The sequence below is a fragment of the Streptomyces sp. HUAS MS02 genome (genome assembly GCF_055702265.1).
In genome coordinates, this window is record NZ_CM146747.1 from 8,289,156 (window position 1) to 8,311,509 (window position 22,354).

At 73.8% G+C, this 22,354-nt stretch carries 20 protein-coding genes; 13 read left to right on the forward strand and 7 right to left on the reverse strand.

What is annotated here, in order from left to right:
* Positions 1 to 19 precede the first annotated feature (19 nt).
* Positions 20 to 865, forward strand: a complete 846-nt coding sequence (locus tag ACZ9QC_RS35850) for a spermidine synthase (protein ID WP_472916877.1) — start codon at positions 20 to 22, stop codon at positions 863 to 865.
* Here ACZ9QC_RS35850 and ACZ9QC_RS35855 read toward each other — a convergent pair.
* Together ACZ9QC_RS35855 and ACZ9QC_RS35860 are read right to left on the reverse strand one after the other, a co-directional pair.
* Positions 827 to 2,206, reverse strand: a complete 1,380-nt coding sequence (locus tag ACZ9QC_RS35855; RefSeq protein WP_472916878.1) for an MFS transporter — start codon at positions 2,204 to 2,206, stop codon at positions 827 to 829. The two genes, ACZ9QC_RS35850 and ACZ9QC_RS35855, sit on opposite strands and share 39 nt — an antisense overlap.
* Before the next feature lie 156 nt (positions 2,207 to 2,362).
* Complete coding sequence (locus tag ACZ9QC_RS35860; protein ID WP_472916879.1) at positions 2,363 to 3,418, reverse strand: DUF8017 domain-containing protein; 1,056 nt, start codon at positions 3,416 to 3,418, stop codon at positions 2,363 to 2,365.
* A gap of 249 nt (positions 3,419 to 3,667) precedes the next feature.
* Between ACZ9QC_RS35860 and ACZ9QC_RS35865 the strand changes: the two genes are divergently transcribed.
* A complete protein-coding gene (locus ACZ9QC_RS35865; RefSeq protein ID WP_184898743.1) occupies positions 3,668 to 4,105 on the forward strand; it encodes a DUF4442 domain-containing protein in 438 nt (145 codons plus the stop codon).
* A 259-nt stretch (positions 4,106 to 4,364) separates the two neighbouring features.
* Positions 4,365 to 5,015: a DedA family protein gene (locus ACZ9QC_RS35870; protein WP_472916880.1), complete on the forward strand. Its 651-nt coding sequence runs from the start codon at positions 4,365 to 4,367 to the stop codon at positions 5,013 to 5,015.
* A 129-nt stretch (positions 5,016 to 5,144) separates the two neighbouring features.
* Here ACZ9QC_RS35870 and ACZ9QC_RS35875 read toward each other — a convergent pair whose 3' ends face one another.
* On the reverse strand, positions 5,145 to 5,687 hold the full coding sequence (locus ACZ9QC_RS35875; RefSeq protein WP_472916881.1) for a gamma carbonic anhydrase family protein: 543 nt from the start codon (positions 5,685 to 5,687) through the stop codon (positions 5,145 to 5,147).
* Between the two features lie 130 nt (positions 5,688 to 5,817).
* On the opposite strand from ACZ9QC_RS35875, the gene ACZ9QC_RS35880 reads away from it, so the two are divergent.
* The 3 genes from ACZ9QC_RS35880 to ACZ9QC_RS35890 all read left to right on the forward strand — a co-directional run bounded on the left by ACZ9QC_RS35880 (position 5,818) and on the right by ACZ9QC_RS35890 (position 7,917).
* Positions 5,818 to 6,561 carry an acyltransferase gene (locus ACZ9QC_RS35880; protein WP_472916882.1) on the forward strand — a complete coding sequence of 248 codons (744 nt, stop codon included), beginning with the start codon at positions 5,818 to 5,820 and terminating at the stop codon, positions 6,559 to 6,561.
* 178 nt (positions 6,562 to 6,739) lie between these two features.
* A complete protein-coding gene (locus ACZ9QC_RS35885) occupies positions 6,740 to 7,312 on the forward strand; it encodes a helix-turn-helix domain-containing protein (RefSeq protein ID WP_184896732.1) in 573 nt (190 codons plus the stop codon).
* A 44-nt stretch (positions 7,313 to 7,356) separates the two neighbouring features.
* Entirely contained in the window at positions 7,357 to 7,917 is a 561-nt protein-coding gene (locus tag ACZ9QC_RS35890) for a YbaK/EbsC family protein (RefSeq protein ID WP_472916883.1), read from the forward strand.
* A 78-nt stretch (positions 7,918 to 7,995) separates the two neighbouring features.
* Here ACZ9QC_RS35890 and ACZ9QC_RS35895 read toward each other — a convergent pair whose 3' ends face one another.
* Positions 7,996 to 8,556 (reverse strand): NAD(P)H-dependent oxidoreductase, encoded by a 561-nt coding sequence (locus ACZ9QC_RS35895; RefSeq protein WP_472916884.1) that lies wholly within the window; start codon positions 8,554 to 8,556, stop codon positions 7,996 to 7,998.
* A gap of 160 nt (positions 8,557 to 8,716) precedes the next feature.
* On the opposite strand from ACZ9QC_RS35895, the gene ACZ9QC_RS35900 reads away from it, so the two are divergent.
* From ACZ9QC_RS35900 to ACZ9QC_RS35910, 3 genes are all read left to right on the forward strand, one after another.
* Positions 8,717 to 9,373, forward strand: a complete 657-nt coding sequence (locus ACZ9QC_RS35900) for a TetR/AcrR family transcriptional regulator (protein ID WP_472916885.1) — start codon at positions 8,717 to 8,719, stop codon at positions 9,371 to 9,373.
* An 82-nt stretch (positions 9,374 to 9,455) separates the two neighbouring features.
* Entirely contained in the window at positions 9,456 to 10,412 is a 957-nt protein-coding gene (locus tag ACZ9QC_RS35905) for an AAA family ATPase (protein WP_472916886.1), read from the forward strand.
* Positions 10,413 to 10,513: 101 nt separating this feature from the next.
* Positions 10,514 to 12,013: a VWA domain-containing protein gene (locus tag ACZ9QC_RS35910; RefSeq protein WP_472916887.1), complete on the forward strand. Its 1,500-nt coding sequence runs from the start codon at positions 10,514 to 10,516 to the stop codon at positions 12,011 to 12,013.
* Positions 12,014 to 12,017: 4 nt separating this feature from the next.
* On the opposite strand, the gene ACZ9QC_RS35915 is transcribed toward ACZ9QC_RS35910, so the two are convergent.
* Positions 12,018 to 12,389 carry a VOC family protein gene (locus tag ACZ9QC_RS35915; RefSeq protein ID WP_472916888.1) on the reverse strand — a complete coding sequence of 124 codons (372 nt, stop codon included), beginning with the start codon at positions 12,387 to 12,389 and terminating at the stop codon, positions 12,018 to 12,020.
* A gap of 76 nt (positions 12,390 to 12,465) precedes the next feature.
* Here ACZ9QC_RS35915 and ACZ9QC_RS35920 point away from each other — a divergent pair, with 76 nt between their 5' ends.
* The 4 genes from ACZ9QC_RS35920 (at position 12,466) to ACZ9QC_RS35935 (ending at position 20,950) form a co-directional block, all read left to right on the forward strand.
* Positions 12,466 to 13,428, forward strand: coding sequence for a universal stress protein (locus tag ACZ9QC_RS35920; RefSeq protein ID WP_472916889.1), 963 nt, complete (start codon positions 12,466 to 12,468; stop codon positions 13,426 to 13,428).
* Positions 13,429 to 13,669: 241 nt separating this feature from the next.
* Positions 13,670 to 16,846, forward strand: a complete 3,177-nt coding sequence (locus ACZ9QC_RS35925) for an FtsX-like permease family protein (RefSeq protein ID WP_472921908.1) — start codon at positions 13,670 to 13,672, stop codon at positions 16,844 to 16,846.
* A gap of 71 nt (positions 16,847 to 16,917) precedes the next feature.
* A complete protein-coding gene (locus tag ACZ9QC_RS35930) occupies positions 16,918 to 19,809 on the forward strand; it encodes an ABC transporter permease (protein ID WP_472916890.1) in 2,892 nt (963 codons plus the stop codon).
* Positions 19,810 to 19,906: 97 nt separating this feature from the next.
* Positions 19,907 to 20,950 (forward strand): ABC transporter ATP-binding protein, encoded by a 1,044-nt coding sequence (locus tag ACZ9QC_RS35935; protein ID WP_472916891.1) that lies wholly within the window; start codon positions 19,907 to 19,909, stop codon positions 20,948 to 20,950.
* An 11-nt stretch (positions 20,951 to 20,961) separates the two neighbouring features.
* Here the strand turns inward: ACZ9QC_RS35935 and ACZ9QC_RS35940 are convergent, their stop codons facing one another.
* Positions 20,962 to 21,654 (reverse strand): ABC transporter ATP-binding protein, encoded by a 693-nt coding sequence (locus ACZ9QC_RS35940; protein WP_472916892.1) that lies wholly within the window; start codon positions 21,652 to 21,654, stop codon positions 20,962 to 20,964.
* Between the two features lie 127 nt (positions 21,655 to 21,781).
* On the reverse strand, positions 21,782 to 22,189 hold the full coding sequence (locus ACZ9QC_RS35945) for a CoA-binding protein (RefSeq protein ID WP_472916893.1): 408 nt from the start codon (positions 22,187 to 22,189) through the stop codon (positions 21,782 to 21,784).
* Positions 22,190 to 22,354: the final 165 nt, after the last annotated feature.

A 22,354-nucleotide genomic window follows, 5' to 3' on the forward strand; every position in this document is an offset into this window, starting at 1 on the left:
CTGCACCAGAATGGGGAGCGTGAACGAAGCCATACCCGTGTCCCGTGCCATCGACCGGGGCACCGCCAAGCTCATGCCCGACGTCGACCGGGAACGGGCCTGGCTGTTGACCGTGGACGGGGCGCCGCAGTCGTACGTCGATCTGGACGAGCCCACCCATCTGGAGTTCGAGTACGCGCGGCGGCTCGGGCACGTGCTGGACACGGTCGCGGAGCCGGGGCTGCCGCTCGACGTGGTGCACCTCGGCGGGGGCGCGCTCACCCTGCCCCGCTACGTCGCCGCCACCCGGCCCGGGTCCCGGCAGCAGGTCGTCGAGTACGACCGGGGGCTGCTGGGCCTGGTCGTCGAGCAGCTGCCGCCGCCCGACGACGCGGACATCGCGTTGCACGGGGCGGACGCGAGGGAATGGCTCGAAGCGGCCCCCGCCGACTCCGCCGACGTCCTCGTGGGCGATGTGTTCGGCGGTTCACGTGTCCCGGCGCATCTGTCGACCGTGGGGTACGCGCGGGCCGTCGAACGGGTGCTGCGCGCGGACGGTGTGTACCTGGCGAACCTGGCCGACGCCGCGCCGTTCACCTTCCTTCGCTCCCAACTGGCCACGCTGGCAACGGTGTTCGAGGAGCTGTCGCTGATCGCAGAACCGGCCGTGCTGCGCGGCCGGAGGTTCGGCAACGCCGTGCTGGTCGCCGCCCATCGACCGCTCGACACCGCCGTCCTGGCCCGGCGGACCGCCGCCGACGCCTTCCCCGCGCGGGTCGAGCACGGCACGGCGCTGCGCGCGTTCATCGGCGGCGCCGCGCCCGTGCGCGAGGAGGACGCCGTACCGTCACCCGAGCCGCCCGACGGGGCCTTCGGCATCGGCTGAACCGGGCTCGCCGTCGGTCGTACGACCCGGCTCGGGCCGCGGGGCGGCGGCGGACCCGGTCTCGTCCCCGGCAGCGGGTTCGAGGCCGGCGTCGGGTTTGGTCAGGACCACCGGCGTGCTGTGCCGGGTCAGGTTGCGCACGTCCCGTACGCACAGCACGGCGGCCGTCGCGGCCACGCACAGCCCGGCACAGCCCCACAGGGCAGTCGTCCGTCCGAAGGCGCTCTCCGCCGGGCCCGCCAGCGCGGCGGCGAGCGGCACCATCGCCACCGAGCCGAACCAGTCGTACGCGGAGACCCGGGACAGCTTGTCCTCGGGGATCTCCTGGTGCAGCGCGGTCATCCAGGAGACCCCGAACACCTCGATCGACAGACCGCTGACGAACATGGTCAGGCAGAGCACCGCGATCGGCACGGGCACGGCCAGCGCGGCGGAGGGCAGGGCGAAGGGGAAGACGCACAGGACGCCCACGAGGAGGAGACGGCGTGGTTTCCAGCGGGCCATGAGCAGCGCTCCGGCGGCGTTGCCGGCCCCGAAGAAACCCAGGGCCAGGCCCCAGGGGCCCGGCCCGCCCAGGCTGTCCCGGGCGACCTGCGGGCCGTAGACCGCGTCGGCGGCGACGATCACCGCGTTCACCAGGGAGAACTGGACGACGATCGCCCACAGCCAGGTACGGCCGGTGAACTCCCGCCAGCCGTCCCGGAGATCCGCGAGCAGTCCGCCGCCCGCCCCGCGCTCCGGTATGTGGCTCACGTCCAGGAAGGCGCGCAGGGCGCCGGCCAGGGCGAACGCCGCCGCGTCCACCGCGAGCACCCAGCCGGGGCCGATCACCGCGATCAGGGCGCCGCCGAGGGCCGCGCCGCTCATGGTCGCGCCCTGCGAGGCGAAGCGGAACAGTGCGAAGGCCCGGCCCGCCTGCTCGGCGGTGACGGAGGACAGCAGCATGCCCTCGGCGGCCGGGCTGAAGAACGCGTGGCCGACGCCGCCGAGCGCGGAGAGCAGCATCATCTGCCACAGCCGTGCCTCGCCGGTGAGGACCAGGACGGCGAAGGCGGCCTGGGAGAGACAGTTGAGGACGTTTGCCGCGACCATCACCCGGTGCCGGGGCAACCGGTCGGCGATCGCACCGCCGACCAGCAGGAACAGCACCAGGGGCAGGGTGCGCGCGGCCGCGACGAGGCCGACGTCCCCGCCGTCGCCGCCCGCCTCCAGGACCGCGAACGCGGCGGCGATCAGGGCGCCGTTGCTGCCCAGGTTGGTGACGACCGCGGCCGTCGTCAGCAGGGTGTAGTTGCGGCCGGCCCAGGCGGGGCGGCGACGGGGAGCGGCGGGAGTGGTCACCCGCCGACTATCGCCGCCCCGACACCTTCTGCCAAACCGTTTCCTCACCTGATGCGGCGGGATCGGGCCAGGTGAGGCCGACCCCTGGCGGCGGGCCCTGTGCGGTGGGCGGCGGCCTCACCGGAGTTCGCCGGCGAGGGCCGGCCGCGTGGCCGCTCAGCCGCCTGTCGGGTCGCCGTAGAGGCGTACCGTGCTCAGGATCTTCTGCACCGTCGCGTCCGGGACCTCCTCCTGCACGTCCTTGTCACCGTGGAAGGTCCAGGAGACGTAGTCACCGGCCGAGTTCTTGAAGGCGAACGTCGTCGCCTTGCCGTCGGTGTCGCACTTACCCTTCTTGGCGACGCCCGTCGAGTACGTGGTCGCGACACTGCCCTCGACGCCCGACGCCGTGGTGTACGCCTTGGGCTTGCCGATGGTCAACTTCTTCTTCGAGGCGGGCTTCTGGTCGGTGTACCCGCCGAAGACCCACCACGCCGAGTCGTTGCGGGCGATGTCCTCGGTGCCCTTGGCGCCCTGCTGGCCCTTGGTGCCCGCGGCGGCGAGGGAACTCGACTCCTTGCGGCCGTCCTTGTCGTCGTCGGAGGTGCAGTACTTCTCCTTGAGGACGGCGGGCGCCGACATCCCGATGAGGACCGAGCCGTCGCCCTTCTCGGAGTCCTCGAAGCCGATGAAGGTGTCGGGCGACTGCACCTCCCAGTCGGCGGGCACGTCGAAGGCCGTACCCCACTTGGGGTTGACGACGACCTTCCAGCCCTCGACGGTCGGCTTCGCGCCGGCGTCCTCGCCGCGCGGGTTGTCCTCGCTCTCGGACGCGGTCGGCGTCGGGGAGCCCGAAGGAGCGGACTGGGTCTGCGACTTGTCCTTGTCGCTGTCGGCGCCGAGCACCAGGAAGCCCGTCACACCGGCCGCCACGACCACGGCCGTGGCCGCGATGATCGCGATCAGCTTCGTCCGGTTGCCGCCGCCTCCGCCCGGCGGCACCGGCGGGCCCGCGGGGGCCTGCGCGCCCCACTGCGGTTGCTGCCCGTACTGGGCCTGCTGACCCGTCGACTGGTATCCGGGCTGCTGGTAGGGGTTCGGCTGCTGGTACCCCTGCTGTTGGTATCCCGGCTGTACCGGCTGTCCGGACTGGTCGTACCCCGGCTGCTGGTACGGGTTCGGCTGCTGCGGTTGGTGCTCGCCCCCGGGCGGCTGCTGCTGTCCTGGCCACATGGCTCGTAACCATAGATGCGCCGGGGGGCGGGGTGCCACGGGAGTCCGCGAAGCTCCTTTGCAGTCGGGACGAACGGCTCCAAAACGCCCCGGGGCGGCGGCCTTTGGCCCGACGTCCCCCGCGCCGCCGGGAGGTGCTCGGCCGATCACGGAGGTGCCGGGTTCTCGGACGTGAACGCCTCCGCCCGGCGAGAGCCCTGGTCATGGCTGCCTACTGGTGGGTAACATCGCGCCATGAGCGCAGACCAGATGTCGATCGGCGAGATGCTCGCCGCCACGGTGCCGATGGCCAGGACCCTGAAGCTGGAGTTCCTGGAGGCCACCCCGGAGAAGGCCGTGGTGGCGCTGCCGGACCAGGGTGAGTTCCACAACCATGTCGGCGGACCGCACGCCGGTGCCATGTTCACCTTGGGGGAGACGGCGAGCGGGGCGATCGTCCTCGCCGCCTTCGGGGACCAGCTCTCGCGCGCCGTGCCGCTCGCGGTCCGCGCGGAGATCGCGTACAAGAAGCTCGCGATGGGGCAGGTCACGGCCACCGCGACCCTCGGCCGCCCCGCCGCCGAGGTCGTGGCCGAACTCGACGCCGGGCAGCGCCCGGAATTCCCCGTCACCATCGCGATCCGACGCGCCGACGGAGCCGTGACGGGAGAGATGACGGTCGTCTGGACCCTTCGCCCCAACGCGTGATCCGGTGGTGCCCCGGTGGTGCCGACACCGGGCACCGGCGTGCTCCAGCGCCTGGCCGCACAGGGCGGCGACGCACTGAGCGCGGCCGTGCGCGGTGTCACCGGTGCGACCCGTGGGGCAACCCGGGGGACCCCGTCGCCGTCCGAGTAAGCGGGTAGGCTGCCCCGGCGCGCGCTCCGTCGAGAGCGGGCGCCGGGGGTCATGAGTACCGCCTCACCCACTTGATCCACTTGATCCGCTCGCACGGGAGGAACCGGCTTTGCACGTCCAGGAGTGGCTCGAAACAGTGCCTCCGCTCAGCATCTACCTGCTGGTGGGGCTGGTCATCGGCCTGGAGAGCCTGGGCATCCCGCTGCCGGGCGAGATCATCCTGGTCTCCTCCGCGCTGCTCGCGTCCCAGCACGGAGAGATCGACCCCTTCGTCCTCGGGGCCTGCGCCACCGCCGGCGCGATCATCGGCGACTCCATCGGCTACGCCATCGGCCGCCGGGGCGGACGCCCCCTGCTGGCCAAGCTCAATCGACGGTTCCCCAAACACTTCAGCGAGAGCAACATCGCCGTCGCCGAGCGCTCCTTCGACCGGTGGGGCATGTGGGCCGTCTTCTTCGGCCGCTTCATCGCCCTGCTCCGCATCTTCGCGGGCCCCCTCGCCGGCGTCCTCCAGATGCCCTACTGGCGCTTCCTCGTCGCCAACGTCCTCGGCGGCATCCTCTGGGCCGGCGGTACCACTGCCGTCATCTACTACGTCGGCATCGTCGCCGAGGCCTGGCTCAAGCGCTTCTCCTGGCTGGGTCTGGTCCTGGCCGTCCTGGTCGGCGTCACCTCGATGCTGGTGATCAAGCGCAAGGCGAAGAAGGCCGCGGAGAACGCGGAGCCGGCCGAGGGGGAACTGGTCACCGCCGCGGAGTGAGACATGCGACGGGAGGCGCGCGGCCGCCGAGTGCCGGCCCGCCGGGCACACCACCCGCGGGCGGTCCGCGCCCCGTGCCGACCGCGGGCGGTCCGCGCCCCGTGCCCCTCCCGCGCTCGCGCGCCGGTCCTACGCCCCGTACTCCTCCTGTGCCTTCCGGTGCGCCTTGGCCAGCTCCGTGTAGTGCGTGCCGTTCAGCGTCACCAGCTCCCGCTCCTCGTCGGTGAGCGGTCGCTTCACCTTCGCGGGCACCCCCGCCACCAGCGACCCGGGCGGCACCCGCATCCCCTGCGGGACCAGGGCCTGCGCGGCGACCAGGGACCCCGCGCCGATCACCGCGCCGTTCAGCACCGTCGCGCCCATCCCGATCAGACAGTCGTCCTCGACGGTCGCCCCGTGCACCACCGCGTTGTGCCCGATCGACACACGCTCGCCGATCGAGATCGGAAAGCCGAGGTCGACGTGGAGCGTGCAGTTGTCCTGGACGTTGGTGTCCGCGCCGATGACGATCGGCTCGAACTCGGCCCGCAGCACCGCCCCGTACCAGACGCTCGACCCCGGCCGCAGGGTCACGTCGCCGATCACCGTCGACGTGGGGGAGACGAACGCGGCCTCCTCCACCTCCGGCTTCTTGCCGTCGAACGTCGTGATGAGGGCCCGCTGCCGGTTCATCGCCGCCTCCAGATGCTGGGTGAAGATCAGTCCTCACCCGCACCGTAAGCCATGGGGTGCGCGTCGCGTGGGGTGAAGATCACAGCCGTACGACGTCCTGCGGGCGCCGCCCGGTGAGTACGGTGAGCGGGTGCCGAAGAAGAACACGTTCTCGTCCTGGTCGGGCCGCCTCGCGCAGCGCGCCGTCCACGCGGGCTGGGCGTGGCTGCAGCGCACGGGGTCGGTGACGGCCGAGCGGCCCGGCCGCTTCCGCTTCGGCGCGATGGGAACGGGTACCAGGCTGGCCTTTCCGCTCGGCACGGTCTTCGGGGAGCCGTGGATCCACCTGGGCTCCCACTGCATCATCGGGGAGCAGGTCACCCTGACCGCCGGACTGATGCCCGATCTGGACCTCGGTGCGGAACCGATCCTGCGCATCGGGGACGGCGTCGTGCTCGGGCGCGGCAGCCATGTCATCGCCGACACCACCGTCACGATCGGCAGCGACTGCTACTTCGGGCCGTACGTGTACGTGACCTCCACCAACCACTCCTACGACGACCCGCACCAGCCGATCGGCAAGCAGTGGCCCCGCATGGACCCGGTGTCGATCGGGCCCGGCTGCTGGATCGGCACCGGCGCGGTGATCCTGCCGGGGGCGCGGGTCGGGCGCAACGTGGTGGTCGCGGCGGGGGCGGTGGTGCGCGGGACGGTGCCGGACCACTCGGTGGTGGCCGGGGCGCCCGCGCGGGTCGTGCGCCGGTGGGACCCGGTGGCGGGGTGGCAGCCGCCGATCCGGACACCCGCGCCGGTCCCGATCCCCGACGGGGTCACACCGGAGCAGTTGCTGGCGCTCGCCGAGTGGGACGCGGAGGCGGCGGAGGAGTCCGCCTAGAGAACGCGCGGGCGTCGTACCTCGACCACGCCCCACGGGCCCTGGAGGGGTGCCGCCGTCGCAGTACAGTTCGGTGAACGTCGGGTGCACCCACGTCGTTCAACGTGTTGGACTCTGTCACTGAGACAACTGAGACAACTGAGACAACTGAGACGGCGACTGAGACTTTGGACGGAACGTGTCGGATCTCGACCTGCTGACCCAGTCCCTGGCGCGGAACGTCAAGCGCTGGCGCACCGAGCGGGGGTTCACCCTGGACACCCTGGCGGCTCGCGCCGGAGTCAGCCGCGGGATGCTCATCCAGATCGAGCAGGCCCGCACCAACCCCAGTCTCGGCACCGTCGTCAAGATCGGCGACGCCCTCGGTGTCAGCATCACCACCCTGCTCGACTACGCGCAGGGGCCCAAGGTCAGGGTCGTTCCGGCCGAGCAGGTGGTCCGGCTGTGGCACACCGAGGCGGGCAGCTACAGCCGGCTGCTGGCCGGTACGGAGGCGCCCGGTCCGCTGGAGATGTGGAACTGGCGGCTGATGCCGGGGGAGGGCAGCCGGTCGGACCCGCACCCCGGGGGCACGGTCGAGATCGCGCATGTCACGGCGGGCGAGCTGACCCTCACCGTGGAGGGTGCCGAGTACCGGGTCCCGGCCGGCGCGAGCGTCACCTTCGAGGCCAACGCGCCCCACGAGTACGCCAATCGGGGCGAGGTGCCGACCGAGATGGTGCTGACGGTCTCGGTGCCCGGCGTGCACTGAGGCGGCGGACCAGGGCGTCCACGGGCTTTGTTACCGTGCGGCCCATGCGCGCACCCATCGGAGACTTCGACCACGCCACCCCCGCCCCCGACTGCCTGGACGATCTCGTCCGCCCGGTCGCCGACGCCGTACGCCGCTGGTCCGGCAGCGTGCCCGCCGACCGGTTCCTGTACGTCGAGACGGACCCCGAGTGGGCCGACACCGCGGTGTTCGTCCAGCACTACGGGCAGGACCTGCTCGAACGGTCCGCGAACTGTGTGGTCGTCGCGGGCAAGCGGGGCGGCGAGTCGAGCCTGGCCGCCTGTGTCGTGCTCTCCACCACCCGCGTCGACGTCAACGGCGTGGTCCGCCGCCAACTGGGCGCCCGCAAGGCCTCGTTCGCGTCGATGGACACGGCCACCGGGGAGACCGGGATGGAGTACGGCGGCATCACGCCGGTCGGGTTGCCGGTGTCGTGGCCGGTCCTGGTCGACGCGGCCGTGGTCGACCTGCCGTACGTCCTGGTCGGCAGCGGACGGCGGCGCGGCAAGCTGCTGTTGCCGGGGAAGGCGTTCGCGGAGCTGCCGAACGCGGTGGTGCTGGAGGGGCTGGGCGTCACCGTCTGAGGGCATCCTCGCGGGAACGCCGACGTCGAGCCCCGGGCGGCGGCCCGGAACCCGACGAGGTGTGGCTGAGGACCAACCTCAGGCGGCGGCGGTGCCGGCCTTGGTGCTGAGCTGGGCCAGGACCTCGGTGAGGCCGGTGACGACCTCGGCGTCGTCGGCCGGGTGGGTCTCGGCGAAGCGGACGACCGAGCCGGGGATGGAGAGCTTGGCCTCCTCCAGGACCGTGGCGCCGGCGATGCCGGCGGCCTTGCGGGTCTCGTCCTGCGCCCACACGCCGCCGAACTGGCCGAACGCGGTGCCGACCACGGCGACGGGCTTGCCGGTGAAGGCGCCGGCGCCGTACGGGCGGGACAGCCAGTCGATGGCGTTCTTCAGGACGGCGGGGATGGTGCCGTTGTACTCGGGGGAGAAGAGCAGGAAGCCGTCGGCCTGGCCGGCCGCCTCGCGCAGCCGGGCGGCGGTGGCCGGGAGGGCGGCCTCGTTGTCGATGTCCTCGTTGTAGAACGGGACGTCGGCCAGACCCTCGTACAGCTCGATCTCGACGCCCTCGGGGGCGTGCTTCACGGCTGCCTCGGCGAGCTGGCGGTTGTGCGAACCGGCGCGAAGGCTGCCGACGAGGGCGAGGATGCGTACGGACATGAGCTGACTCCTAGTAAGGATGTGCACGTAGCGAACACGTGAGGAAGAGCCGACGGACCGAGGCCCGCGGGAGAAGATAAACGGACCGGGGTCCGTTAAAGTTTGTACCAGCTATCCGGACCGCGGTCCACTTGTCTGTGGTGAGCGTTACGCTCTTTTCATGAAAGAGTCGCTGCCGCCCTTCCCGGCGTCTCAGGCCCCCGACCCCCTCGACGGACTGCTCGACCTCACCTGCACCGCCCCTGACCAGCCCCGGCTGCGCGCGGACGCGGCCCGCAACCGCACGCGGCTGCTGGAGGTCGCCGCCCGGCTCGCGGCGGAGTGCGGAGCCGCCAATCTGACGATGGAGGCCGTGGCGACCGCCGCCGCGGTGGGCAAGGGCACCGTCTTCCGGCGGTTCGGCGACCGGTTCGGGCTCCTGGTCGCGCTCCTGGACCACCATGAGCGGGAGTTCCAGGCCTCCTTCCTGACCGGCCCGCCGCCGCTCGGCCCCGACGCGCCTCCCGTCGAGCGGCTCCGGGCCTTCGGCGCAGCCGCCATCCGCCACGAGTACGCCCACCGCGACCTCTACCTCGCCGCCCGCGCGGACGCCACCCGCAGGCACGCCCACCCGGCCGCCCAGCTCCGCCTCAGCCACCTGTGCATGCTGCTGCGCAGCGCCGGGACGCAGGGCGACATCGAACTGCTGGCGCAGACCCTGCTGGGCTACCTGGACATCAACCTCGTCGACCACCTGGTGGAGCGGCGCGGGATGTCCCTCGACCGGCTGGAGCTCGGGTGGGGGGACCTGGTCACGCGGCTGGTCGTGACGGCATAGGACAGCCCAAGCGACCGCTTGGTAACTTTGGCGAGGGTGTCGGGGAGGTGCCTCGTACGCCGGGCGGAGCGGGAGGGGCCACATGACCGACACGAACGTGGTGAACGGCGTCGGCGGCACGGGCGACGAAGGCGGCACGCGCGGCCCGAGCGGCGGGCGGGAGGGGGCGGACTTCGTCGGTACCGGCTTCTTCTCGTCCGTGGACGACGTCTCCGCACAGCTCGCCGAAGCCGGCTATCTGGCCTCCACCGCCGTCGCCACCACGGTCTTCCTGGCCGACCGGCTCGGCAAGCCCCTGCTGGTGGAGGGCCCCGCGGGCGTCGGCAAGACCGAGCTGGCCAAGGCCGTCGCCCAGGTGGGCGCCGCCCGCCTGGTCCGGCTCCAGTGCTACGAGGGCATCGACGAGTCCCGCGCCCTGTACGAGTGGAACCACGCCAAGCAGCTGCTGCGCATCACGGCCGGGCGCGACGAGGCCTGGGACGAGACGCGCTCCGACATCTTCAGCGAGGAGTTCCTCCTCACCCGCCCCCTGCTGACCGCGATCCGGGGCGACGAGCCGACCGTGCTCCTCATCGACGAGACCGACAAGGCGGACGTCGAGGTCGAGGGGCTGCTGCTGGAAGTGCTGAGCGACTTCCAGGTCACCGTTCCCGAGCTGGGCACGATCGCCGCGACCCGGCGCCCCTTCACCGTCCTCACCTCGAACGCCACGCGGGAACTCTCCGAGGCGCTCCGCCGCCGCTGCCTCTTCCTCCATCTCGACTTCCCCGACGCCGAGTTGGAGCAGCGGATCGTACGGCTCAGGGTCCCCGGCCTGGACGCCGCGCTCGCCGACTCGCTGGTCCGGGTGGTCGGCGCGCTGCGCGAGATGGAGCTGCGCAAGGCACCCTCCGTCGCCGAGACCATCGACTGGGCGCGCACCCTGCTGGCCCTCGGCGCCGGCACCCTGGACGAGACGGTCGTCCGGGACAGTCTCGGCGTGATCCTCAAGCACCAGGACGACATCGAGAAGGCCGCGCGGAAGCTGACGCTGGTATGAGCGGTTCTCCCGCCTCTCCTGCCTCTCCCGCCTCACCCGGCTCATCTGACTCCCTCGACTCTTCGGCTTCGCCTGGCTCTCCGGCTTCGCCCGTCTCTCCGGTGTCTTCCGCCTCTCCGCTGGCCGAGCGGCTGACCGCGCTGGTCCGGGCGTTGCGCGGCCACGGGATACGGATCGGACCCGGTGAGACCGTGGACGCGGCGGCCGTGCTGGAGGTGCTGGGGCTCGCCGACCGGGAGCGGATCCGCGAGGGGCTGGCGGCGGCGCTGCTCCGCGCTGACCGGCAGCGCCCCGTCTTCGACGCGACCTTCGAGCTGTACTTCCCGCTCGGCGTGGGGGAGTTGACGGGGGCGCGGGGTGCGTCGGCCGGGGACCGGGACGAGTTGCGGGAGCGGCTCGCCGAGGCGCTGGCCGCGAACGACACGGCCGCGCTCACCCGACTCGCCGCCGAGGCTGTGGAACTGCTCGGCCGCTACGGCTCCCCCGGCTCCGACGGCTGGTCCGCCCACCAGACGCTGGACCGCCTCCGCCCGCAGACGCTGCTGGCCCGGATCCTGGCGGGTGCGAGGGAACAGGGGGCCGGCGGTGAGCCCGGGCTCACCGGTGCCGGTGCCGGTGCGAGCGGGGGAGGCGGGGCCGGTGGCGCGTTGCGTATGGGGTTCGGTGGAGGGCTCACCCTCGGCCCGGGAGGAGGCTCCGCGGCCGGGCTCGGTTCGGCGGGGTTCACCGAGCGGCTGGACGCCGACGAGGTCCGGCGCCGTATCGAGGACTTCCGTGACCGGGTACGGACCGAGGCGCGGCGGCGGGTCGCCGAGCGCCGGGGCGCGGACATGATCGCCGAGCGGGGTGTCGCGCGGAGCGCCGACCAGGTCGACTTCCTCGTCGCGAACCGTGAGCAACTCGTCGAACTGCGCCGTACCGTCCAGCCGTTGGCCCGTAAGCTCGCGACCCGGCTGGCCGCCAGGCGGCGCCGGGCCGCGCGCGGCCAGATCGACATCCGGCGCACGCTACGGCGCTCGCTGTCCACCGGGGGCGTACCGCTGCGCCCCGCCCATCGACGGCAGCGGCCGGCCCGCCCGGAGATCGTGCTGCTCTGCGACGTCTCCGGGTCGGTCGCCGGGTTCGCCAACTTCACGATGCTCCTGGTGCAGGCGATGCGGGACCAGTTCAGCAAGGTGCGGGTCTACGCCTTCGTCAATCGCGTCGACGAGGTCACCTGCCTCGTCACCACCGGGCAGGCCGACCCGGCCGAACTCGGCCGCCGGATCGCCTCCGAGGCCGCCCTCACCGGTTGGCACGGCAGCAGCGACTACGGGGCCGCGCTCGGTGAGTTCGCCGAGCGCCATCTCGACGCCGTGGGCCCCCGTACGTCGGTGATCGTGCTCGGGGACGCCCGCACCAACGGGTTCGACCCCAACGCGGAGGCCCTGCGGCGCATCGCGGCCCGGGCCCGCCGCGTGCACTGGCTGAACCCCGAGACGCCGAGCACCTGGGGGGTGGGCGACTCCGCCGCCCCGGTCTACGCCGGGATCGTCGACATGCACACCTGCCGGAACGCGCGGCGGCTCGGAGAACTGGTGACGCGGTTGCTGCCGGTGTGAGGGATCACTCCCGGCCGCCGGTGTCGATCACACAGAAGCGGTTGCCCTCCGGGTCGGCGAGGACGACGAAGTCGGCGTCCTCCGGGTAGGCGTCCCAGTCGACGCGGTGCGCCCCGAGACCGACCAGTCGCTCGACCTCGGCGGCCTGGTCCCGAGCGTCGCCCGCGTAGAGGTCCAGGTGCACCCGGGGCCGATCCTGCACGGGCGTCTCGCTGAGGCCCAGGGAGATCTGCGCGCCGACGCCCCGCGGATCCACCAGGACGACCCAGTCGTCCTCCGGCTCCTCGCGGGGGACGTATCCGAGGGCACCCATCCAGAACGCCGCCGCCCGCCGTACGTCGGACGCGCCCAGCACCACGGAACCGATTCTCAGCACGGTCCGATTCTCGCCCCTGCGGATCCGCCGCCGCGCGGCGATGCTGGGAAAAGGCCTCGACCTCAGGAGGTGCGCCATGTCCCGCACCGTCACCGTGGGCATCGACGGTTCGCGCGAGAGCCTCGCCGCGGCCGAGTGGGCGGCCCGGGAGGCACGGCTGCGGGCCCTGCCACTGAGGCTGCTCAACGTCTGGGAGCCGGTTCCCGAGCCGATGGGGCGGGCGCCGGTGCCGGGGGCGGAGGGTGAGTCGGAGTCGGAGGAGGGCCGGGACCGTGAGGGGGACCAGGGCGCGGGGATCGGGAAGGTCCTGAGGGAGGCGGCCGACGGGATTCGGCGGCGCCACCCCGGTGTGGACGTCGGCGTCGACCAGCTGACGGGGCGTGCTTCCGAGCAGCTGGTGAAGGCGGCGCCGGAGGCCGAGCTGGTGGTTCTGGGCTCCCGGGGGCTCAGCGGGATCGCCGGCTTCCTGCTCGGTTCCGTGGGGCTGCATGTGGTAGCGCACACCGAGCGGCCCGTCGTCCTCGTGCGGGCCAGGGAGCGGGCGGCGGACGAGAACGCGCCGGGCCCGGCGCGAGCCCCGGCCGGGGCTCCGGCCGCCGCGAGGCCGTTCCGGCCCGTCGTGCTCGGCGTGGACCTCGCGCACCCGGACCCCACGCTGATCCGGTTCGCGTGCGAGGCGGCCGCCGCGCGGGGGACCGCGCTGCGCGTCCTGCACGACTGGAGGCCGCCGCCGCGATCCGGACTGCGGGAGAGGCCGGGCCTGGGCGAGGATCTCGATGCCGACCTGGGCGGTATGGACGCCGCCGGGCTGAGTGCGGCGCTGCGTCCCTGGCGGCTGGAGTATCCGTCCGTCGAGGTGGTGGAGGAGTCGCGGCGCGGGAAGGCGGCCGAGCATCTGCTGGAGGCGTCCCGGGACGCCTCCCTGCTCGTCGTCGGGCGCCGCGTCCGCCGTTCGCCGCTGGGGGCGCACATCGGTCCGGTGGCCCATGCGGTGCTGCATCACGCCGGTGTACCGGTGGCGGTCGTTCCGCACGACTGAAGACATCGGTCCTCTCAAGAAGCACCGATATCGATCACAAGACGACCAAAGTCAGTCCTAGAATGCCCTCTTGCAGTCGCACGCTACCGACGCGGCATCGCGTTCCGGTCCGTGTGGTTGCAAACGGGGGCAACGGGGGGCAACGGGGGGTTCGGTGCGGGAGAGAGCTGTGCCTGCGGGCTTACTGCGGTTCATCGTGCTGCGAGCGTGGGCGTATCGCGCCCTTCTCGGCGCGGTGCTGATGACCGTGCTGCTGACCACGACCGTGCTGGCCGCGCTCACCGCCTACTCGGGCGCGATAGGCGACGCGGCCCTGCGGCGGTCGCTCGCGGAGCAGCGCACCGCCGCCGAGGCCGCTCTGGTGCTCAAGGCAGACGTGCCGGCCGACGAGCGGCAGGCGGCCGACGACGCCGTACGGGCGGGGTCCCGCACCGTGTTCGACGGGCTGCCCGTGCGGGTGCGCACGTTGCTGCGGTCCGGGCCGTACGCCCTGCCGAGGGAGCTGCGGCCGTCCGCCGAGCGGGGCGGGAACCCGGACCTCACGTACTTCGCGGCCCTGGACCGCGGCCAGGTCCGGACCGTGGCCGGGCGGCTCCCTCGCGAGACGGCCGCCTCCGGGCCCGTCGAGGTCGCCCTGCCGCAGAGCGCCGCCCGGCGGCTCGGCGTCGCCCCCGGCACCCGGCTGACCGTCGACGACCAGCTGGACGGCCCGGCGGTGCCCGTGGTGATCACCGGCGTGTACCGGCCGGTGGACGTCCGGGCCCCCTACTGGCAGCTGGACGACCTGGGCGGCCGCGGGGTGAAGGCGTCGAGCTACACGACGTACGGCCCCCTGCTCACCGCCGCCGGCGTGCCGACGTCGGGCCGGGTGAGCGTCGGCGCGTCGGGCTGGCTGGTCTCGGCCGACTACTCCTCGCTGACGACGGACCGGATCGGCCCGCTGCGCGAGGCCGCCCGCTCGGGCAGCGCGCAGCTGCGCGAGCACCCCGCGCTCAGCAGCGCCACGACGGCGGCCACCGCGCTCCCCGAGGTGCTGGACCGCGTCGAACGCTCCCTGCTCGTCACACGGGCCGGCATGCTGATCGTCGCCGGGCAGCTCGCCCTGCTCGCCGCCTGCGCCCTGTTGCTGGTCGCGCGGCTGCTCGACTCCGATCGCATGGGCGAGACGCGGTTGCTGCGTGCACGCGGTGCCACCCGGGCCCGGCTGGCGGGCCTGGCCGCGCTGGAGGCCCTGCTGATCGCCGCGCCGGCGGTGGTGCTGGCGCCGTTGCTGTCGGGCCCGTTGACCCGACTGCTGGCCGCGCAGGGTGCGCTGGGCCGCACCGGGGTGCGCGTCGACGTGCCGGCCGGGGGCCGACCGGAGGTGTGGGCGGTCGCCGCGGCCGTGGCCGGGCTGTGCGCGCTGGCGGTGGCCGTCCCGGCGTGGCGGGCGACGCTCGCGGGCACCGTCGCGGTGCGGGCGGGAGCGCTGTCGGCACCGCTGCGCGCCGGGGCGGACGTCGGGCTGCTGGCCGTGGCCGGTGTCGCCTTCTGGCTGCTCGGCAGCCAGGACTCCGGTGCCGTCACCGCCGACCGCGACGGGGTCCTCGGTGTCGACCCGCTGCTGGTGGTGGCGCCCGCCCTGGTGCTGTTCGCCGGAACGGTTCTGGTGCTGCGGCTGCTGCCCCTGCTGGCGCGGGTCGGCGAGCGGCTGCTGACCCGTGGGCACGGGCTGACCGCGGCCATGGTCGGCTGGCAGTTCAGCCGCCGGCCGCTGCGCGGGGCCGGTCCGGTCCTGCTCCTGGTCATCTCCGTGGCGCTGGGCGTGGTGGCGATCGGGCAGCACGCGTCCTGGCTCCGTTCCCAGGCCGACCAGGCCGACTTCCGCGCGGGCGCCGAGGTGCGCGTCGTGGCCTCCGGGGGCGGTGTCGTCGGCCGTACGGACGTCTACGCCGGCCTCCCGCACGTGGACGCGGTCGCCCCCGCGGCCCGGGGCACGATGTCGCTCTCCGGCAGCCGCAAGGCGACCGTCGTGGCGCTGAACACGACGGAGGCCGCCGGGACGGTGCTGGCGCGGCGCGACCTGTCGGACGGTCCGCTGCTCGCCGGGCTCGCGCCACGCGTTGCCCCTGCGGGGATCGCGATACCCGAGGGCACCACCCGGCTCACCCTGACCGCCGCCCTGCACAGCACCGCGCCGGGGACGGAGGCGGACGTCACGCTCACGGTGCGGGACCGCCACGGAACCTCCTACGACCTGCCGTCCGGCCACCTTCCCGCCGACGGTCGTGAGCACCGGCTGACCCCGGACCTCAACGGGGCGCGCGGCCCCCTGGCGCTGACCGCGCTCCGGCTGAGCACCTCGCAGCCGACCGAGCGTCCCGACCGGCACCGCCTGGTCATCGGCGGGCTCACGGCGACAGCGGGCGACGGTGACGTCCGCGAGGTGACCCTGCCGACGAAGTGGACGACCACCGTCGAGGCCGACTCCGGCTCCGCCCCGCCCGAGGACGAGGCCCGGCCGACCCTGCCCCGGCTCACGTCGACCGCACCCCTCACCCTCACCTACGACACCGGGTACCAACTGCCCGACCTGATGCCGCCCGCCCTGCCGCTGGAGGTCCGGCTCAAGGTCGTCCAGCCCGCGGCGCCCGAGGTCGTCGCGGTCGCCACCGACCGGTTCCTCGCCGCGTCCGGTGCCCGCGTGGGGCAGCGCGTGGAGGTCACGTTCGACGGCCGTTCCGTGCCCGTACGCATCGTCCGCACCGCGAGCGCCCTGCCCACCACGGAAGCCACCACACAGGACGGCGGGGCCCTGTTCGTCGACCTCCGGGCCGTAAACCAGGTGCTGCAGGCCCGCTACGGAACCAGCCTGAAGCCCACCGAGTGGTGGCTGGGCACCGACGCGCCCGGGGCCACCGCGGCAGCAGCGCGCGCCTTGCCCGACGTCGATCCCGACCAGGTGACGGTGCGCGACGAGCTGGCGGCGAAGCTGCGCGACGACCCGTTCGGGGCGGCCCCGGAAGCGGCGCTGATCGCGGCGGCGGTGGTGACGGTCCTCTTCGCCTCCCTCGGCTTCGCGGTGAGTGCGGCAGGGGCCATGCGCTCCCGGGACGGCGAGTTCGCCGTGCTGCGCGCCCTCGGGACACCACGCCGCCGGCTGGCCCGGCTGGTCGTCGTGGAACACGGCGTCCTGGTGACCCTGGCGCTGCTGGTCGGCACGGCCCTGGGCACGGTGCTGACGCACGCGCTGGTGCCCCTCGTCGTCCTCACCGGGCAGGCCACCCGGCCGCTCCCGCCCGTGCTGGTCGAACTCCCGCTCCTGCGACTGACCGCCCTGCTGGCGGCCCTCGCGGCGGGCCCCGCCCTCGTGACCGTGGCCCTCGCTCTCCGGCGGGCGAAACCCGTGACGGCTCTACGAGACGAGGTGGCACAGTGACAGCGCGGCCGGTGCCCCCTCGGGACGGAGAGCCGAACGGAGTGCCCCCTCGGGACGGAGAGCCGAACGGAGTGCCCCCTCGGGACGGTGACGCGAACGCGGTGTCCGCTCGGGGCGGTGACGCGAACGCCGTGCCCCTACGGGACGGTGACACCTCGGCGCCCGCTCGGGACGGTGACACGAACTCGGTGCCCGCTCGCGACGGGGAGACCAGGGCCGTCCCACGGCCCGTACGGGCCGTACGGGCCGTACGGGCCGGACTGCGGACCCGGCTCAGGGCCTTCGCCGGTACGTCCGTGGCCCTCGCGCTCCTGGTGGCCGTGACCGCCGCGCTGGCCGCCGCGTACCCGCGCGCCGTCGACCGGTACGGGGACGCCGGGCTGCGCCGGGCGGTCGAGCAGGCCCTGCCCGACCAGACAACCGTGCAGATGCAGGTCCCGCTGCCCTGGATGGACTCGGTCGAGGAGATGGAGGCCGCCCTGCGCGCCGCACCGCTGACCGAGGCACGCGCCGAGATCCTCGCCACCGCCGAGGCGCCGCTGGTCCCCGACCTCGCGCAGTCGTCGTACGGCGTGCGCACCACCGTCGGCCTGGAGGCGTCCGACTCCTGGCTCCCCCAGCCCGCCGGCCGGCCCGCCCAGATGGTGCTCGCCGCCCAGCAGGATCTGGGCTCCCATGCCCGGCTCAGCGCGGGCCGGTTGCCGCGCACCACGGGCGCGCCGGTGACCGCGGCGACCGAGCAGGTCGAGGGCGCCGTCACCGTGGAGACCGCCCGCACCCTCGACATCCGCGTGGGCTCGGTGATCCACGTACCGGGCTCGGGCCGTGCCCCGCTCGCCGTCCGGATCACCGGCATCGTCGTCCCCCGCGCCCCCGAGGGCGCCTACTGGTCGGCCCTGCCGGTGCTGCGCACCCCCGCGCTGAGCCGCCGGCCGGACCTCCCGCCGTCGGAGGTCCACTGGCTCGCCGGCCTGCTCCTCGCCCCCGACGCCGGCCCGGCCCTCCTGGGCACCCCCGGGCGGCCCGAGCGGTACTGGCACGTGGCCCCCGACGTCGCCACCCTGCGCGGCCACGACCTCGACCGGCTGGCGTCCGCCGTGGCCGCCCTGGAATCGGGGCCGGGGGTGCAACGACTGCGGACGGTCGTGGACGACGGCCTGGAGGCCCAGACCAACCTCGACGAGGTCCTCGCGGACCATGCACGGCTCCGGTCGGGGATCGACCCGCTGCTGCTCCTCGCCGCCGTCGGCACCGGCAGCCTCGCCGTGATCGTCCTCGCCATGGCGGGCGGCGTGGCGGCCGATCGACGGCGCACGGAGCTGGCCCTGTTGCGCGCCCGCGGAGCCGCACTGCCCGGCCTTGCCGCGCGCCTGCTGGCGGAGACGGCGGTGGTGGCCGTGCCCGCCGGCGCCCTCGGACTCGCCGCCGCGCTGCTCGTCCTGCCCGGTGCCCGCACCGCGCCCGCGGTCGTCACCGCCCTCGCCGTCACCCTCTTCGCCTGCCTCGTGCTCCCCGTGCGCGCCGTGGTGGCGCACCGCACGGTACGGACGCACGACGGACGGGAGGACCTCACCGCCACCCGGCCGTCACGGCGCCGCACAGTGGCGGAACTGACCGTCCTGGTGATCGCCGTGGGGGCGGTCGCCGCACTGCGCCGCCAGGGATCCGGCAGCACCGGCCTGGTGGCCGCCGCCCCGCTGCTGACGGGCGTCGTCGCGGCTCTGCTGCTGGCACGCCTGCACCCCCTGCCGCTCCGTGCGCTGAGCGGGGCCGCCGCGCGCCTGCGCGGCCTGGTGATCCCGCTCTCGCTGGCCCATGTGGCCCGCGCCCCCGGCTTCGCCGTGCTGCCGCTGCTCGCCCTGCTCAGCGCCCTGACCACGGCCGCGTTCGGCGGTTCGGTCCTGGCGGGCGTCACGGCGGCCCGCGACCAGGCCGCCCTCCACGAGGTGGGGGCGGACGGCCGGATCGAGACCACCACCGGTGAACTGCCCCGAAGTCTGCCCGACCGCGTCCGCCGACTGCCCGGCGTACAGGACATGACGGAAGCGCACGTCACCTACGACGCCAAGCCCGAACAAGGCAGCCGGCTGGTACCGCTGGCCGCCGTGGACCCCGAGAGCTACGCCAGGCTCTCGCACCGCACGGGCACGGGACGATTCGACGCGGCGACCCTCCGGCAGGCGGACGCCGGGACGGCGGGCGGCGCCGACCGGCCCCTGCCCGCGCTGGCCTCACCCCGCGTGGCGGACGAGTACGGCACCGGCCCCTACGCCGTCCTGCTCCCGGACGGCACCTCCGTCACCGTCCGGATCGTCCTGGTCCGGGAACGCACCCCGGCCGTGTCCGGTGAGGAGTTCCTGATCGTGGACCGAGCCGGCCTTCCGCGCGGCGAGGCGCGTGCGACGACCCTGCTGCTGACCGGTGACGCCCTGGACGGCCGGGCGCTGCGCTCGGCGGCCGACGGCACCGCGACCGTCCGGCTGCGCGCAGAGGAACGCACCCGGCACGTCGACTCACCGCTCCAGTCGGGCGCGGAACGCCTGTACGGCGTCGCGGTCGCCGCGGGCGCCGGGTACGCGATCCTCGCGCTCGTGCTGACCGTGCTGCGCACCGCGCCCGAACGCGGCGCCCTGCTCGCCCGGTTGCGCACGATGGGCATGACCCGGTCCCAGGGCCGCCGACTGCTGATCCTCACGGCCCTCCCGCAGGCCTTCCTGGCCGCGGCGGGCGGCGTACTGACCGGCTGGGTCGCCATCCACCTGCTGGCGCCCGGCGTCGACCTCACGGCGATCGCCCTGGCCTCCCCGTCCGCTCCGGAAGGGGCCGTGCTGCGCACCGATCCGCTCTCGCTGGCGGTTCCGGCGCTCGCCGTGCTGCTCCTGGCCGTCGGGGTGCCCGCCGGCCAGGCCTGGTGGACCAGCCGACGTGGCTCGGTGCGCGAACTGAGGCTGGGTGACACCTAGGGTCCAGCCCTCCGCGACCGACCCCCTCCGACCGCCCCCTCCGACCGAGCCCCCTCCGGCACCGGCCCGTGCCCCTCCGACCGCCCAGGAGCAGCCGATGACCAGCAGCCCGACCTTCCACGAACTCGCCGACCGTGCGCTCGCCGCGCGTGACGCCGCCGCCTACGGCCAGGACGCCCTGATCAGCTGCGACCGACTGGTGCGCATCTTCACCGCCGACGGCGTGGAGGTGCAGGCCCTGCAGGGACTCGACCTCCTCGTGCGCAGGGGGGAACTGCTGGCCCTGGTCGGCGCCTCCGGCAGCGGCAAGTCCACCCTCATGAACATCCTCGCGGGACTGGACAGACCGACCGCCGGCGCGACCCGCGTCGCGGACCACGACCTGGTCACGATGTCCGCCAAGGAACGGCTCGCCTACCGCCGCAGGACCGTCGGCTTCGTCCGGCAGCAGACCTCCGCCAATCTCCTGCCCTATCTCACCGCCGCGCAGAACGTCGCCCTGCCCCTGCAACTGGCCCGTGCCCGAGGCGGACGCCGAGCCAGGGCCGAGCGCTCCCTGGAACTCCTCGACCTGCTGGACGTCGTCGAGTGCCGCGACCGCCGGCCGCACGAGATGTCCGGCGGCCAGCAGCAGCGCGTCGCCCTCGCCGTCGCCCTCGCCAACGATCCCGCGGTCCTGCTCGCGGACGAGCCCACCGGCGAACTGGACTCCCACACCGCCGAACAGGTCTTCGCCGCGTTCCGCACCGCCAACGAGGAGCTGGGGACGACCATCGTGATCGTCACGCACGACCAGTCCGTCGCCGGCGAGGTCCGCCGTACGGTCGCCATCCGGGACGGACGCACGGCCACGGAGGTCCTGCGCCACAGCGAGGTCGACTCCGCCACCGGCCAGGAGAACCTGGTCGCCCGCGAGTACGCCATGCTCGACCGGGCCGGCCGCCTCCAGCTCCCCGCCGAGTACACCCGGGCCCTGGGGATGCGCGACCGCGTCGCCCTGGAACTGGAACCCGACCACATCGCCGTCCGCCCGGACGACGCTCGCAACGGCCGCGACGGCAGTGACGCCCGCGACGGCAGTGGTGGCCGCAACGGCAGTGACGGCCGGGGCTCGGCCGGGGAAGGGCCAGAGGGCTGCTGAGCCGGGGCCGGTCAGGACTCGGTGATCTCGCCGTCCTTCAGCTCCAGCACACGATCGGCGAGGTCGAGGAGCGTCGTGTCATGGGTGGCCACGAGCGCCGTGATCCGTTCGCTGCGGACGACCGCGCGCAGCAGTTCCATCACGGAGTGCCCGGTCTCCGCGTCCAGCTGACCGGTCGGCTCGTCGGCGATGAGAATCGAGGGACTGTTGGCCAGGGCACGGGCGATGGCGACCCGCTGGCGCTGCCCGCCCGACAACTCGCCCGGCCGCTGCGCCGCGTGGTCCGCGAGCCCCACGAGGGACAGCAACAGCTCGACGCGCTCCCGCCGCTCGCGCGGGTCCGCCCCGCGCAACCGCAGGGGCACGCCGACGTTCTCGGCGGCCGTGAGGATCGGGATGAGCCCGAACGACTGGAAGACGAAGCCGATGCGCTCCCGGCGCAGCGCGAGAAGGGCGTCCTCGCTCTGGTCGCCGAGGTGCAGACCGTCGACGGTCACCCGTCCGCTGTCGGGTTCGTCCAGACCGCCCACGATGTTCAGCAGCGTGGTCTTGCCCGAGCCCGACCGCCCCTTCAGAGCCACGAGTTCCCCCCGGGGGACCTCGAAGGAGACGCCGCGCAGCGCGTGCACGGCGCCGGCGCCCCGGCCGTAGGACTTGTGTACATCCGCCACCCGCAGCATGGCCGCGGTCACCGCCTGGCCCATCGTGCCCCCGTATGCTCCGCCGATTCCGCAGCGCACCAGTGTCGCACCCGGTGCAACGCCCGGCAAAGTCACCTGTGTTGGGGCCGCACCGCCGCGCGGAGACCGCGTCCGCACGGGTCCGGCGGCGTCAGCCCAGGCGGGGGATCTCGATCGCCGGGCAGCGGTCCATCACCATGTCCAGCCCTGCCTCGCGCGTGCGGCGGTAGGCCTCCTCGTCGATCACACCGAGCTGGAACCAGACCGCCTCGGCACCGATGCGGACCGCCTCGTCGGCGACGGGACCGGCGAGGTCGCTGTTGACGAAGACGTCGACGACGTCCACGGGGAAGGGGATGTCGGAGAGGGAGGCGTAACCCTGCTCGCCGTGGACCGGCTCGGCCTTGGGGTGCACCGGGACGACGCGCTTGCCGTAGCGCTGGAGGACCTGCGCGACGCCGTACGCCGCCCGGTCGCGGTTGGTGGACAGGCCGACGACCGCCCAGGTGTCGCCGAGTTCCGTCAGGATCTTGCGGATCGTGGCGGGATCGCCGTACATGTGCCGTCTCCTCTGTCCGTCCGTCCTTGCGAGGCGCCCGGTGGCGGGGCCTGCCTGCGCCAACAGCGTGCGGTGTCCGGCGATTCCCGGCACCGGGCCCCTCACGGGTGCGTCCATGAGCGTGTTCACGGTGCGCTCACGGCGGCCCGTGGACCGGAAGGCCGC